The sequence below is a fragment of the Acidobacteriota bacterium genome (assembly GCA_019347945.1).
Taxonomy (GTDB): domain Bacteria; phylum Acidobacteriota; class Thermoanaerobaculia; order Gp7-AA8; family JAHWKK01; genus JAHWKK01.
In genome coordinates this window covers 1-13,277 of the sequence record JAHWKK010000016.1, presented here as the reverse complement: position 1 = coordinate 13,277, position 13,277 = coordinate 1, and the positions used below count along the sequence as shown (strand labels likewise).

Sequence of the window (13,277 nt, the reverse complement as noted above, 5' to 3'; positions counted from 1 at the left end):
TGCAGCGCTTCGCTTGGTCTGATGTCCCAACCTGCGAGGTCCCTTCGGTTTCCCCCACCCATCACCCCTCAGGGCAGGCTCTTCGCCTGCCCGCCCGACCGCCCGCTCCTAATGAAACCACTATGAAATTGCTGGACTTCGACCTTTTACAGCGCTTCGCTTGGTCTGATGTCCCAACCTGCGAGGTCCTTCGCCTGCCCGCCCGACCGCCCGCTCAGGATGACGTCTGTTTGAGTATGTGAGCGCGGTTGTTCTGCACTTACAGGTGTCATTTCCGCTTCACCGGCGCAACGCGCCGGTCACTTGCTCAGGATGACGTCGGTTTGAGTACGCGAGTGCGGTTGTTTATGCACTCACGGGTCTCATTTCCGCTTCACCAGGCGCCACGAACGGGTTTTACTCAGGATGACGTGGTTTCGGTTTCGCAAACTCCACCTTCAGACTCGGAACGACGAGGTCCGGGTCGTTTTGCTCTCGCCACATCGAAACACTCGCCATCCTGAGCCGCCGAAGCACGGCGAAGGATCTGGGCGGGGTGAAATCTTGCGACCGAAGCTCTGGAACGAGGTTTCTTCTGCTCCCTGGTCCCTGCTCCCTGATCCCTGCTCCCTGGTCCCTGCTCCCTGATCCCTGATCCCTGTCTTTCCTACCGGACGCTCCGAACGACGACGATGCGGCTCGCCGTCAGATTTGTCGGCGAGGTTCCGGTCACGGCAATGTCGACGACGTCCCCTCGCTCGAGATTCACGACCGGATAGGTCCGGCCCTGATACTCGACGCCCGTTCTGGAGTCGTAGCTCAGCGTCAGCCGCTCGCGCGCTCCGGTCGTTCGCCGCACTTCGAGGGTGTTGTTCCATTCGTTGACCGAGACGACTTCAGCGCGAACGGTCTCATTGATCGAACCCCACCGGTCACCGCCCGAGGCGGTAGCGCCGATCTCGATGCGCGATGCATAGAGTCGATTCGAGGTCTGCGAGACCTCGAGCCGGATCTCATCGCCGACGCGGATTGTATCGGGATTGTAGGAGCGTCCGTCCTGCATCGCGACCGTCGAGTTGTCGTAGTAGACGCGCGTGACGGTGCGGTTCCAGTCGTTGCTCTGGACGTCGATCCAGCGTGAGCGGGTATCGATGTCACGAACGGTTCCCGTCATGAGGGATGCGTTCGTCGAACCGCCCCAGGCATCATCCGGGGTCGAGTCGTAGGTCACGTGGATCTCGGTGGCGATCAGTCGATTCGAGGAGCTCTGAACGGAGGCCTCGATCCGGTCGCCCCGCTCGAGGTTCTCGGGGGTATAGCGCTCGTTGTTGAAAATGACCGGCGTATTCGTCTCGTAGTAGAGCTTGGCGGAATCGTAGCCGCTGTTCTGGAGGCTCACGGTCGCCGAGTCGAGATAGATCACGCGATTGGTCGGGTCGACGCTCGAGACTACGCCGCGAACCATGCTCGGTGCGGACGACGAGGTCCGGGTGTCGGTGCCCCCTCCGAGGATTCCTCCGAGGTCGGTCGAACCACAGCCGAGGAAAAGAAGCGGAAGAGTTGCTGCCAGAAGGATTGACGTGCGGTTTCTCATGATGGGTGACTCCTTTCGTTACCGAGTAATTTCGGGAACAAAAAGCGTGCCTTGTCGGGAATCCGGGGTGAAACGGGGCCGTTGTTGCCCCGGAATGGCGGGAGCAATGACGACGACGTCGACTACCACGGACGAGGTGAGACGCCCCGGCTCGTGAAGTCGTCATCTGTTTTCAGGCGCGCACGAGACAGGGCCCCGGGTCCTGTCTTTTTCGTTTAGAGGAGAGTTTGCATGCAGGTGGAGTTGCCGGACGGATCGAAAAAAGAAGTGCCCGACGGGGCGACGGTCGCCGACGTGGCCGCCTCGATCGGGAAGCGACTCGCGAAAGACGCGATTGCGGGAATCGTCGACGGGAAGATCGTCGACCTGTACGCGCCGGTCAGCGAAGGGTCGAAGATCGCGATCGTCACCCCGCAGACCGATCAGGGCCGCGAGATCATCCGGCATTCGACGGCACATCTGATGGCGAATGCGGTTCAGGAGCTCTTTCCCGGAACCCAGGTGACGATCGGCCCGGTGATCGAGGATGGCTTCTTCTACGACTTTGCGACCGATCGGCCCTTCACCGACGAGGATCTCGAGCGGATCGAAAAGAGAATGGCGGAAATCGTAGAGCGCGATCTCCCGATCGAGCGCTCCGAGTGGGCGCGCAACGACGCCGTCGAGGAATTCGAGACGATGGGGGAGGCGTACAAGGCCGAGATCATCCGGGAGATTCCGGAGGACGAGGTTCTCTCGGTCTACTCGCAGGGTGACTGGAAGGACTTGTGCCGCGGCCCGCACGTTCCGGCGACGGGAAAGCTGGGAGCTTTCAAGCTTCTGTCGGTCGCGGGAGCCTACTGGAGAGGTGACGAGCGGAACGCGATGCTGCAGCGGATCTACGGCACGGCGTGGGCCGACCGGAAGGAGCTGGCGGCGTATCTCGAGCGGCTGGAGCAGGCGAAGGCGCGGGACCATCGGAAGCTCGGCAAAGATCTCGATCTCTTCACGTTCTCGAAGTTCGCTCCGGCGATGCCGATCTTTCTTCCGAAGGGAACGATCATTTACAACGAGCTCGTCGATTTCGTCCGGGAGTATTACGTTCGCGACGGATACGACGAGGTCGTGACGCCGATGATCTGGGACGCCGATCTCTTTCGGACCTCGGGGCATTACGAGAACTTTCGCGACTCGATGTTCTTCTCGGAGATCGACGAGCGGGAGTATGGCGTGAAGCCGATGAACTGTCCCGGTCACACGCAGATTTACGCCGCGAGAATGCATTCGTACAGGGATCTCCCGCTGCGGATCGCCGATTTCTGCAGGCTTCACCGCTATGAGCGTTCCGGGGTGACCCACGGTCTGACGCGAGTCCGTTCCTTTGCGCAGGACGATGCGCATCTGTTCACGACACCGGATCAGATTCGGAGTGAGATCGAACGGGAGATCGGGCTGACCGAGGAGATGTACGCGGTCTTCGGATTCGCTGACGTTCGGATTGCGCTGTCGAACCGACCGGAGAAGGCGATCGGGACGCCGGAGATGTGGGACGCGGCGGAGAAGGCCCTCGAGGAGGCGCTCGAGGCGCGTGGGCTCGAGTACCACGTGAACCCGGGCGAAGGGGCTTTTTACGGGCCGAAGCTCGAGTTTCTGATTCACGATGCGATCGGCCGGCCCTGGCAGCTCGGAACGATTCAGCTCGACTATGCGCTCCCGGAGCGCTTCGAGCTTACTTACGTCGGCGCTGACAACGAGGAGCACCGTCCGGTGATGATCCACCGCGCGATCCTCGGTTCGATCGAACGGTTCTTCGCAATTCTGGTCGAGCACTTCGCGGGGGCGTTCCCTCTGTGGCTCGCGCCGGTACAGGCGAAGATTCTTCCGGTGTCGGACCGCTTTCTGGAGTACGCCGGAAAGGTGCGGGACGAGCTCGTCGTAGCCGGTTTGCGAGTCGAGGTCGACGGTGCCAACGAGAAGCTCGGCGCCAAGATCAGGAATGCGCAGATCGAGAAAGTGCCTTTGATGCTCATCGTCGGCGAAAAGGAAGAGAGCGCCGGAACGGTCAGTGTGAGAGACCGGAGCGCCGGTGACCTGGGAGCGGAGCAGGTTGGTGCGCTCGCCGCCAGGATGCGCGACGCAATGCGAACACGGTCCTTGACTTTGAAATGACCACTTCGTAGATTGTGCGCGCCCCTTGCAGACGAGGGAATGTGCAGTAGAGAGCCGCGTTTCGAGTGCGCGGAACACGTAAACAACGTCAAGGAGTCACGCTTATTCATCCATCCAAGTTACGCGGCTTTCGAGGCCGCATTCCCCGCAAACCCGGGGATGGAACCCGAATCAACGAACGCATCAGGGTTCCGGAAGTCCGCCTCATCGATGACGAGGGAAACCAGGTAGGAATCGTCAACACCGATGAAGCGAGAGCACTCGCCGATGAAAAGGGTCTCGATCTCGTCGAGGTCGCGCCCCAGGCAAAACCGCCGGTCTGCAAGATCATGGACCACGGCAAGTACCTCTTCGAAGAGAAGAAGAAGGCGAACGAGGCCAAGAAGAAGCAGAAGACGATCGTGATCAAGGAGGTTCAGTTCCGCCCTCGAATCGATGATCACGACTTCGAGTTCAAAAAGAAGCACGTCATCCGCTTCCTCGAGTCCGATGCGAAGGTCAAGGCGATCGTCCGCTTCCGGGGACGGGAGATGGCGCATCGCGAGCTCGGCAAGGCCGTACTCGACCGTCTTCTCGAGGACATCAAGGAAGTGGGAGAGCCGGAAGGGCTTCCGAGTATGCAGGGCAACCGGCTGATCCTGCTGATCGTCCCCTCGAAGTAAGGAGCTCGCGGCCGGGGTGTCGAAGCGTCTTCGCCTCCCGGCCGCCGGGTCGCGATCAGGGAATCAAACCGGGGTCGAGGCGGTTAGGGACGCCGATTCGAGAGGTGAACCATGCCCAAAATGAAAACACATCGAGGCGCGGCGAAGCGCTTCAGGAAAACGGCCACCGGAAAGATCAAGCGGAGCTCCGCTTTCAAGGCGCACATTCTGACCAAGAAGTCGCCCGGAAGGAAGCGCCGGCTCGGCGGGTCCGTGCTTCTGTCAAAACCGGACGCCAAGATCGTCGACAGAATGCTGCCGTATCTCTGATACGAAGCTGGCGGCAACGACCGCGACCGGGTACGCCCATCCTCATGACCCGGCCGGACGAAGAAATCATAACGAGGAGAGGGATCAATGAGAGTCAAAAGAGGACCGAAGCGTAAGAATCGTCGTCGCAAGATATTGAAACTTGCGAGTGGTTACTGGGGACTGAAGTCGCGCAGTCACCGGCTCGCAAAAGAGCAGGTGGCGCGCGCGCTCGATACCGCTTACACGGGCCGCAAGGACCGGAAGCGGGATTTCAGAAAGATGTGGATCGTCAGGATCGGGGCCGCATCGCGGCTGCACGGGCTGTCGTACTCCCGATTTATCGCCGGTCTCAAGGCGGCCGGCTCGGATCTCGACCGTAAGGTGCTGGCCGACATCGCGGTGCATGACGAGGCGGCATTCGCCGTTCTCGTCGAGCAGGCGAAGTCGGCGCTCGACGGCAAAAAGACCGCTTCCGCCTGATCGAGTCTCATCGTATAAACTTCCATCGCGGGTCGGCCTGACCCGCGATTTTTTTATGAACGAGACGCTCGGGAAACAGCTCGAAGAGATCCGCCGTCGGTTCGCCGAAGACCTCGAGGCGGCGAACGATGCCCGCTCGGTAGAAGACCTCCGCATCCGGTACTTCGGCCGCAAGGGGGGGCTCGTTCCCGCTCTGTTCGGCGAGCTGAAGTCGATCCCGCCTGAGGAGAAGAAGGAAGCGGGCGCTGCGCTCAACGCGCTCCGGGCCGAGTTGCAGTCCCGGATGGACGAAGCGATCGCGTCGGTCTCCCGGCCGGCGTCGAAACGGAAAGCGATCGACGTCACGCTTCCCGGCCGGCGCCCGAGGATCGGCCATCTTCACCCGATCACGATCGTCCGGCGCGAGATCGAGGGTGTTTTCCGGGAGATGGGCTATTCGGTCGCGGCAGGACCCGAGATCGAGAGCGACTGGTACAACTTCGAAGCTCTCAACTTCGAGCCGGAGCATCCGGCACGAGACGAACAGGACACCTTCTATCTCGGGGCGGACCGGCTCCTTCGTACCCATACGTCGAATGTTCAGATCCGCGTGATGGAGGCTGTGAAGCCGCCGGTGAAGCTGGTCGCGTCCGGCCGCGTTTACCGTCGCGACGAGATCACGCTTCGCCGCTCGCCGATGTTTCATCAGATCGAGGGGCTCCTGGTCGACGAAGGAATTCACTTCGGGCATCTGAAGGGGACGCTTCAGCACTTTCTCCGGAAGATCTTTTCCGCGGGAACCGGGATCCGATTCCGGCCGAGCTACTTCCCCTTCACCGAGCCGTCGGCGGAGGTCGACATCTCGTGCGTTTTCTGTTCGGGCAAGGGCTGCGGCACCTGTTCCCAGACGGGGTGGATGGAGATTCTCGGGTGCGGAATGGTCCACCCGAAGGTGCTCGAGAACGTCGGAATCGACTCCGAAAGGTACACCGGGTTCGCATTCGGCCTCGGAATCGATCGGGTCACGATGCTGAAATTCGGCATGCCGAACATTCGCGTCCTGTTCGAGAACGACGTCCGGATTCTGAGTCAGTTCTGAAGTGACGGATTTGACCGTTGTGAATCGCCGTTTCTATAATCGCGGTCCGAGCTCCGAATGATCAAAATCGACATCGTCAACAATGTGGTCGACAAGACCGACACACAGCGACCAAAAGCGATCGAGGCGGTCGATGCCGTGATCGAAGGGCTGCGCGACGCTCTCGCCGAGGGGCGGCGCATCGAGATCCGCGGCTTCGGAGTCTTCGAAGTGCGCGAGCGGAAGCGCGGAATCGGACGCAACCCGAAGACCGGCGACGAGTTCCGCATTCCTCCCGGTTATACGATCCGCTTCAAACCCGGCAAGGAGCTGCGAAACATTCCTGCCGATGCGGGAGAGTCGGACAGCTCCGACTCGAGTGACTCCGGCGGGTCCTGATCTGCCGTGGATTCCCTCCGGGTCGACCTTTTTCTGAAGTGGGCGTGCCTGGTCAGGCACCGATCGGATGCCACCGATGCGTGCCGGGGCGGAATCGTCAAGGTCAACGGACAGCGGATCAAGCCGGCCGGCGCGGTGAGAGCCGGCGACACTGTGGAGATCTCCGGCGAGTGGACCCGGCGATGGGAAATCCTGGAGATTCCCGACCGGCAGCTCTCGAAGGAGAAGGCGAGGACGATCGTCAACGATCTTTCTCCTCCGCGTCCCGTGAGGGAGAAGGTCAGCCCGGTCATGGAGCGGGACCGCGGCGCCGGAAGACCGACCAAGAAGGAGCGGCGGGAGATCGAGCGGCTGAGGAAGTCGTTCAGCTGAGGGGCTAGGGAAAAGGTTTGTGGTTGGAGGTTTGAGATTGGAACCAAAGCCGCCCACTCAACGGCGAACTTCCTGGACTCCGATCTTTTTCAGCGCTTAGCTTCGCCTGGAGGTCCCACCCTGCGAGGTCCCTCGCTTGCCCGCCCGACCGCCCGCTCGGGACGACGTCGGTTTGAGAATGCGGAAGCGGCTTTTCCAGGGCTCCGTTGTCATTTCCGATTCACCGGCGCGAAGCACCGGTCTCTAGGCTCACGATGACGAGTGTTTTTGATCCCCGAAAACAGCCTCCAACCTCCAACCTCCTCAGACCTCCAACCCCTTCTCGACGTGGTCCTCGAGAATGATGTCTTCCCGCTCGAGGAGAAGGCTCGCGAGATCGTCCGTCCCCAGGGATCGGGCGGGGGCGAGTCCGACGATCTCGCTGGAGAGGACGTCGACTCCGAGCGCATGCGCCTCCCTCGACACCGCCCCGAACACATCCGCAACGGTGGTTTCGAACGGCCGGACGAGATTGATCGATACCTGCGATTTTCCTCTGCGGAGCAGAGACATCCCGAGGGCGCGAACGCCGGGGAGACCGCCGGAGCTCTCGCGAATCTTCCGCGCGATCCGGGCGGCAGGCGCGGGGTCGGTCGAGTCGAGCAGAACGTTGAAGGCGACGAGGACGTCCCTGAGGCCGGTGATCACCGAGCCGAGCGACTCGTGATGCTTCTCGGGGCCGAAATCGGGCTTCCAGCCGGCCTCGCGCATGCGCGCGGCGAGGCCGTCGAGACCTCCGCGACGGATCGAGGGGAGCGTCCGACGATGGCTCGCACTCGCCGAGTGCTCGTACAGAAAGACCGGAAGATCGTGGAGTCTGGCGAGCTCGGATCCGAGCGTCCGGGCCAGCTCGCGGCCTTTCTCTTCGGAGTGACCACCGAGACGGATCAGCGGGACGACGTCAACTGCTCCGGTCCTCGGGTGAACCCCGGAGTGCCTGCGGAGGTCGATTCTCTTCGACGCTTCGTGAAACATGGCGAGGAGTGCCGCCAGCAGGTCGTCCCCGTCACGAGCGACGAGCGTGAAGACGCTTCGATTGTGATCGGGATCGACGTGACGGTCGAGAAGATGAGCTCCCGATATGCCACGGATTGCGGATTCGATTCCCTCGATGATTTCGCGGTCGCGGCCCTCGCTGACATTCGGCACCGCTTCCCAGAGATTGAAGGGAAAGAGATCGGTCACTCGACGACGCGAATTTCCGGAAGGTTGCGAAAACTCTCGGCGTGATCGAGTCCATAGCCGACGACAAAGTCGGGATCGATTTGAAAACCGACGTAATCGGGCTGGAAGTCGACGGTTCGAGAAGCTGCTTTGTCGAGCAGAGTGACGGTCATCACCCTGGCTGCACCCTTGTTGCGGATGTATCGGTCGACTTCGCGCATGGTCAGGCCGCTGTCGACGATGTCCTCGATGACGAGAACGGTCTTGCCGCGAAGATCGAGCTGGGGTTCTTTGAGGATCGTGACGACGCCGCTGGAAGTCATGTCGTTTCCGTAGGAAGAGACCTGAAGAAAGTCGATTGCGACGTCGCGGTCCATCGCTCGTACGAGGTCGGTCATGAAGAAAACAGCTCCCTTCAGAACACAGAGAGCGATGATCTCCTCTTCGGGAGGGATCTCGTGACTGATCTGTCGTCCGAGGTCCGCGATTCGTTTTTGCAGTTGATCAGTGGTGATTATCGTGCGTTGTGGCATCTGTGTAAGAATTCTACCGCAGGGGAGGGAGATGTCCGTCGAGGAGATATCTGGGCTTCACAACCGGTTTGTGCAGTTGTCCGACCGGTTCAAATCGCTCTGGACGTTTCACCAGTTCGCTCAGAGCGTGTTCCGGAACGTTCTCGAGCGACCGCTTCCGTACAAGATCGATTTCCAGAGCGTCTGGGAGCCGATCCGGCACACGCAGACGCAGATCGGTACCGCCGATCCGGAAAAGGTGAGCGATCGTCTCCAGAGCGGCGCGACCGATCTGGCGAACATCGCGAAGCAGCTTCTCGTCGCGGACGAGCTCCTGACGACTTCTGTCATGCGGCGATTCTTCGAGAAACTCGGGAGTCGGGATGAGATGATCCTCGTTCATCTGATCCGCTTCTACCTGGCGTCGCCGGAATCACTCGAAGGTGACCGCCGCGACAAGTTCGACTTTCTCGTCACACGTCTGGGAGAGGCTTACGTCGATGACCAGGGAGGCATCGGCGTCCGCGACTCCCTCAATCTTCGGGAGAGATTCCAGGCGATTGGCTCGAGCTTCGAGGGCAAGCTCCCCGGACAGGAGCGTCTGCTCGAGATCATCCGGGAGCTCAAGGTCATTCGAGAGCAGGTCGAGCAGGCGAGCCGGTTTGAGAACCTGACCGACTCCGATCTGATCGGAAAACTCCGGATGCTCAAGCACGAGTGCGGAAACGCGCTGTTTCATCCGGATGTGATGCTGGCCGCGGTCAACGCGAACGTGGCGATGAAGAAACGGTTTTCCGAGCTCTACCAGATCGAGGAGCAGGAGATCCTGAACAACATTCAGCGCGTGATCGATAACGAGGATTCTCTCAGAGATGGATTCGCTCGGGAGGATGACGCAATCGCCGAGCTCGAGCGGTTTCGAAAGTTCAAGCAGGATTTCGACGAATCGCGTTCGCGCTCGAATCTCAAGACCGAATCGATCATGCGAATGAAGCAGAGTCTGTATCGGCTGCTCGGCCAGGATCGAAAGGCCTCGGAGGAAACCGACGTCTCTCCAGTGATCGAGAAGGTCGAGGAACGGGTGTCGCTCGAGCGGATCTTCGGAAGCGATGCCGTGCTCCAGCCCTATCTCGAGAAGATCAGCACGGCACTCACGCCGTGGAAGAATCGGCTCGGCCCTGCCAACGATCTCGCGCGCGAAGTCGTCGTCGATCTGCGACTCGAGCCGTGGGAAATTGCCGCCTTTTTCCATCTCTACAGAGAGGAGGGGGGACAAACCGCCGATGAACGGGAGCGGGATCTGCTCTATGTCCGCGCAGCGGCGCTGCGAATGCGAATCAACGAGGATGCGGGAAAGATGCTGAAAATCATGAAGACACAGGGCGCGGCGAGCGAGGATCTCGGCGGAATTCGCGAAACGCTCGGGGCGGCGGAGACCACGGATTCCGCCTTCGGCGCAATCATGAACGGAGCTCAGGCCCAATGGGGGCCCGAGGGCGTCCGGCGCCTCCATCGCTCCAGACTCAGATTGTTTCGCGAGTTCTCCGGCCTGTGGCTGATCTACGACCAGCACGTTACGCAGAATCTCTGAGTCCCGCATGAGGATCGTTCGATACGAACATGGCGGCATCATCGGCTACGGACAGATCCACGACGAGCGGATCCTTCCGATCGCCGACCCGTTCACGGAGACGGCTCCGACGTTCGACGCCGGGATCGCAGTCTCCGAGGCCAGACTTGTTGCTCCGGTTCAGCCGCGCAAGATCGTCGGGGTCGGTCGGAACTACGCGGACCACGCGAAGGAGCTCGGCAACGAGCTGCCATCCACGCCGTTGATCTTTCTCAAACCGGGTACATCCGTCATCGGGCCGGGAGAATCGATCATCCGGCCTGCTTCCTCGTCGAGGGTCGATTTCGAAGGCGAGCTCGCCATCGTCATCGGCAGGCGCTGCCGCAACCTCGGCGACGACTGGCGCTCTGTGATCATCGGTTTCACATGCGGCAACGACGTCACCGCGCGCGATCTGCAGAAATTCGACGGGCAGTTCACCCGCGGTAAAGGGTTCGATACCTTCTGCCCTCTAGGACCCTGGATCGAAACCGATCTCGACCCGGACGATGTCGCGGTCACCACCCGCGTTAACGGCAGCGTCCGCCAGCAGGGACGAACCTCCCAGATGATCTTCGATTGCGGTGCGATTCTCGGGTTCGTCTCCTCGGTCATGACGCTCGAACCGGGTGACGTCATCCTCACCGGGACTCCCGAGGGCGTCGGACCGCTCGAGCGGGGCGACGAAGTCAGCGTCGAGATCGAAAACCTCGGAATCCTCTCGAACCGGGTCGAATGACGGTCGAGCCCGCTGATCTTCTCGCGGCAATCGAGAAGCGCTTCGCGGTCCTGCACACTCTCGCGCGCCCCTGGTGGGTCGTCGGCGGCACCGTCCGGGATGCGGTTCTGGGACTCGAGACGAAGGATCTCGATCTCGTCTCACCCGATCCTTCCCGCACCGCCGGGCAGATCGCACGAGAATGGGGCGGCAGACCGGTGAATCTCGGACGCGAGCTCGTCGTCAGCAGGATCGTCGGTGGCGACGGAACGGCAGATGTCGCGCCGATCGTCGGTGGAGATATCTCGCAGGACCTCGCGAGACGTGATTTTTCGATCAATGCGATGGCCCTCGGAAGCGACGGTTCCTTCCTCGACCCTTTCGGCGGCCTCGACGACATCCGCGACGAGGTCATACGAATCGTAGACGAACGAAATCTCATCGACGATCCGTTGCGGATTCTTCGCGCGGCGCGTTTTCACAGCACGCTCGCATTCGACATATCCGACGAGACGCTGGACGCCTGCCGCCGCCATGCGCATCTGCTGGCGAATGTCGCGGGAGAGCGAATTGCGCAGGAGCTCAACGCCGCTCTCGACCTCGGCGACCCCCCGCGGCTGGTGAAAGCGCTCTCGACGCTTCGGATCGATGTCGTCCTCTTCGGAGCGGAGATCGATGCGTCGACCGCAGCGCGCGCATCGCATCCGAACGTCGTTCTCGGAGCGATTGCGTGGAAGGTCCCGGAAGGAACTGCTGAGAAGATCATTCATATGCGAAGGCGCGACTCCGGCATTCGTGAGATGTTCGCTCTCGCGGGGTTCGTTGCCAGATCGGGGAGCGACTCGATTGCTATCCCCGTCAGAACGTCTGGCCGTGAGGCTGCGGCGCAGGCCGCTGAGCTTCTCCGGCTCGTCGGCCGCGAAGCGGAGGCCGAGCGGATCGAGCTCTTTCTCGAGTCTCCCGAGATCTTCCGGATGAATCCGTTTCTCGACGGAACCGCTGTGATGTCGATTCTCGGCGTGGGGCCGGGCCCGGTGATCGGTCAGGCCGCATCGGCGGTCTTCACGGAGCAGCTGGAGGGGAGAATCTCCTCGCGCGAGGAAGCGATCACGTGGCTCGAAGCGAGACGGGAAGACTTCATCCCATAGCGACACCGGAGCGCATCCGACTCCGCGTATCCGCTCGGCGTGGAACCTTCGACGGAGGGGATACGTATTCAGAGTGTGAAGGGGAGGATTTCATGAAGAAGCTGATTCTCGTCGCGGCTGTTGCAGCGATTGCGGCGATTCCGGGTTGGGCGGACGAGAGGGTTTCGCGAACCTCGACGATCGCATGGTCGGCAGAGGGCGTGAAGCGTGTCGAGGTACAGGTTCCTCCATCCGAGATCCAGGTTCGAACCGCTCCGATCGATCGCGTTCAGGTGGAGGTCGAATACAGGATCGAACGCGGCAACGAGGACCAGGAATGGCTCGACAGCGTCCTCGACGGCTTGTCGATCGAGGCGATCCGGAAGGATACCCGGCTGATCTTGCGCGACAAGCGGGAAGGCGCGGCGCGGAGCTCGAAAGCCAAACGACGGGACATCGAATCGAAGATCACGCTGACTCTCCCCGAGTGGACGAGCGTCGAGCTGAGACAGACGGCCGGTGAAGTCGATCTGAGTGGAAGTCTCGGAAACGTTCTGGTCTCGATGAAGGCGGGCGAGATCCGGATGAAAGGCTCGTCCGCGGACGTGCGCCGGCTGAAAGCGCGTGCCCGCGTCGGCGAGGTGCGCACCGAGATCGGAAGCCGCAGAGAGTCGAGAGAAGGCCTCTTTGCAGGAGCCGCAGAGTGGAACAACCCGAGCTCCGAGGCCAGCAGCGTGATCGAGCTCCTCCTCACCGTCGGCGAGATCTCGGTGAATCTGGAGTAGGGATGCGTGGATCTGTCGCCCGCTGAAGCGGGCTTGACGTCTGTGCGACGACTCTCCAACCCCCGGCTGAAGCCGGGGCTAAGCTCTTTCGCCCGCGGCGCGGGCTGATCCGCGTGGAGATCTCGCGAGATTCAACACTTTTGAGAGCGGTCGACGTTCTGTGGCCGCGGACCGCGGGCCAGCAAAGACTCTCGTTCATCGCACGGCTTCGCGACCGCGGACTGGCCGACGCGGAGATCTCGCGAGGTTCAACATCTGTATGGGCGGGCGACAGAATCGAACACACCGGCTGATCGTTTCCGACGCTTGAATCGGACGCAGCTGACGGCGCCGCCGAAAGG

General features: G+C 61.3%; 14 protein-coding genes. 11 read left to right on the top strand and 3 right to left on the bottom strand.

Translation table 11 applies throughout. From position 1 onward, the window contains the following. Nucleotides 1-646 precede the first annotated feature (646 nt). Complete coding sequence (locus KY459_11115) at nucleotides 647-1,573, bottom strand: hypothetical protein (GenBank protein MBW3565266.1); 927 nt, start codon at nucleotides 1,571-1,573, stop codon at nucleotides 647-649. 231 nt (nucleotides 1,574-1,804) lie between these two features. Here KY459_11115 and thrS point away from each other — a divergent pair, with 231 nt between their 5' ends. The 7 genes from thrS to KY459_11080 all read left to right on the top strand — a co-directional run bounded on the left by thrS (nucleotide 1,805) and on the right by KY459_11080 (nucleotide 6,982). Then, a complete protein-coding gene (gene thrS, locus KY459_11110) occupies nucleotides 1,805-3,721 on the top strand; it encodes a threonine--tRNA ligase (GenBank protein ID MBW3565265.1) in 1,917 nt (638 codons plus the stop codon). Nucleotides 3,722-3,891: 170 nt separating this feature from the next. Continuing rightward, nucleotides 3,892-4,383 carry a translation initiation factor IF-3 gene (gene infC / locus KY459_11105; GenBank protein ID MBW3565264.1) on the top strand — a complete coding sequence of 164 codons (492 nt, stop codon included), beginning with the start codon at nucleotides 3,892-3,894 and terminating at the stop codon, nucleotides 4,381-4,383. 111 nt (nucleotides 4,384-4,494) lie between these two features. Then, a complete protein-coding gene (rpmI, locus tag KY459_11100; protein ID MBW3565263.1) occupies nucleotides 4,495-4,692 on the top strand; it encodes a 50S ribosomal protein L35 in 198 nt (65 codons plus the stop codon). Between the two features lie 87 nt (nucleotides 4,693-4,779). Next, entirely contained in the window at nucleotides 4,780-5,154 is a 375-nt protein-coding gene (gene rplT / locus KY459_11095) for a 50S ribosomal protein L20 (protein MBW3565262.1), read from the top strand. A 55-nt stretch (nucleotides 5,155-5,209) separates the two neighbouring features. Then, on the top strand, nucleotides 5,210-6,232 hold the full coding sequence (gene pheS, locus KY459_11090; protein ID MBW3565261.1) for a phenylalanine--tRNA ligase subunit alpha: 1,023 nt from the start codon (nucleotides 5,210-5,212) through the stop codon (nucleotides 6,230-6,232). 57 nt (nucleotides 6,233-6,289) lie between these two features. Next, nucleotides 6,290-6,610, top strand: a complete 321-nt coding sequence (locus tag KY459_11085) for an integration host factor subunit beta (GenBank protein MBW3565260.1) — start codon at nucleotides 6,290-6,292, stop codon at nucleotides 6,608-6,610. Nucleotides 6,611-6,643: 33 nt separating this feature from the next. Then, a complete protein-coding gene (locus KY459_11080) occupies nucleotides 6,644-6,982 on the top strand; it encodes an RNA-binding S4 domain-containing protein (GenBank protein ID MBW3565259.1) in 339 nt (112 codons plus the stop codon). 303 nt (nucleotides 6,983-7,285) lie between these two features. Here the strand turns inward: KY459_11080 and ftcD are convergent, their stop codons facing one another. After that, nucleotides 7,286-8,206, bottom strand: coding sequence for a glutamate formimidoyltransferase (gene ftcD / locus KY459_11075; GenBank protein MBW3565258.1), 921 nt, complete (start codon nucleotides 8,204-8,206; stop codon nucleotides 7,286-7,288). Next, nucleotides 8,203-8,718 carry a hypoxanthine phosphoribosyltransferase gene (hpt, locus tag KY459_11070; GenBank protein ID MBW3565257.1) on the bottom strand — a complete coding sequence of 172 codons (516 nt, stop codon included), beginning with the start codon at nucleotides 8,716-8,718 and terminating at the stop codon, nucleotides 8,203-8,205. The genes ftcD and hpt overlap by 4 nt, the downstream gene beginning before the upstream one ends. Before the next feature lie 31 nt (nucleotides 8,719-8,749). Here hpt and KY459_11065 point away from each other — a divergent pair, with 31 nt between their 5' ends. From KY459_11065 to KY459_11050, 4 genes are all read left to right on the top strand, one after another. Further along, a complete protein-coding gene (locus KY459_11065; GenBank protein MBW3565256.1) occupies nucleotides 8,750-10,288 on the top strand; it encodes a hypothetical protein in 1,539 nt (512 codons plus the stop codon). 7 nt (nucleotides 10,289-10,295) lie between these two features. Then, on the top strand, nucleotides 10,296-11,045 hold the full coding sequence (locus KY459_11060) for a fumarylacetoacetate hydrolase family protein (protein ID MBW3565255.1): 750 nt from the start codon (nucleotides 10,296-10,298) through the stop codon (nucleotides 11,043-11,045). Then, on the top strand, nucleotides 11,042-12,172 hold the full coding sequence (locus tag KY459_11055; protein ID MBW3565254.1) for a hypothetical protein: 1,131 nt from the start codon (nucleotides 11,042-11,044) through the stop codon (nucleotides 12,170-12,172). Before KY459_11060 ends, KY459_11055 begins: the two co-directional genes overlap by 4 nt. Nucleotides 12,173-12,264: 92 nt before the next feature. Next, entirely contained in the window at nucleotides 12,265-12,936 is a 672-nt protein-coding gene (locus KY459_11050) for a hypothetical protein (GenBank protein ID MBW3565253.1), read from the top strand. Nucleotides 12,937-13,277: the final 341 nt, after the last annotated feature.

Bases quoted from the DNA above. Each gene is read 5' to 3' on its own strand.
- rplT (MBW3565262.1), top strand. From the start codon at position 4,780: ATGAGAGTCAAAAGAGGACCGAAGCGTAAGAATCGTCGTCGCAAGATA.
- KY459_11115 (MBW3565266.1), bottom strand. From the start codon at position 1,573: ATGAGAAACCGCACGTCAATCCTTCTGGCAGCAACTCTTCCGCTTCTT.
- KY459_11065 (MBW3565256.1), top strand. From the start codon at position 8,750: ATGTCCGTCGAGGAGATATCTGGGCTTCACAACCGGTTTGTGCAGTTG.
- pheS (MBW3565261.1), top strand. From the start codon at position 5,210: ATGAACGAGACGCTCGGGAAACAGCTCGAAGAGATCCGCCGTCGGTTC.
- KY459_11050 (MBW3565253.1), top strand. From the start codon at position 12,265: ATGAAGAAGCTGATTCTCGTCGCGGCTGTTGCAGCGATTGCGGCGATT.
- KY459_11060 (MBW3565255.1), top strand. From the start codon at position 10,296: ATGAGGATCGTTCGATACGAACATGGCGGCATCATCGGCTACGGACAG.
- hpt (MBW3565257.1), bottom strand. From the start codon at position 8,718: ATGCCACAACGCACGATAATCACCACTGATCAACTGCAAAAACGAATC.
- KY459_11055 (MBW3565254.1), top strand. From the start codon at position 11,042: ATGACGGTCGAGCCCGCTGATCTTCTCGCGGCAATCGAGAAGCGCTTC.
- thrS (MBW3565265.1), top strand. From the start codon at position 1,805: ATGCAGGTGGAGTTGCCGGACGGATCGAAAAAAGAAGTGCCCGACGGG.
- KY459_11085 (MBW3565260.1), top strand. From the start codon at position 6,290: ATGATCAAAATCGACATCGTCAACAATGTGGTCGACAAGACCGACACA.
- rpmI (MBW3565263.1), top strand. From the start codon at position 4,495: ATGCCCAAAATGAAAACACATCGAGGCGCGGCGAAGCGCTTCAGGAAA.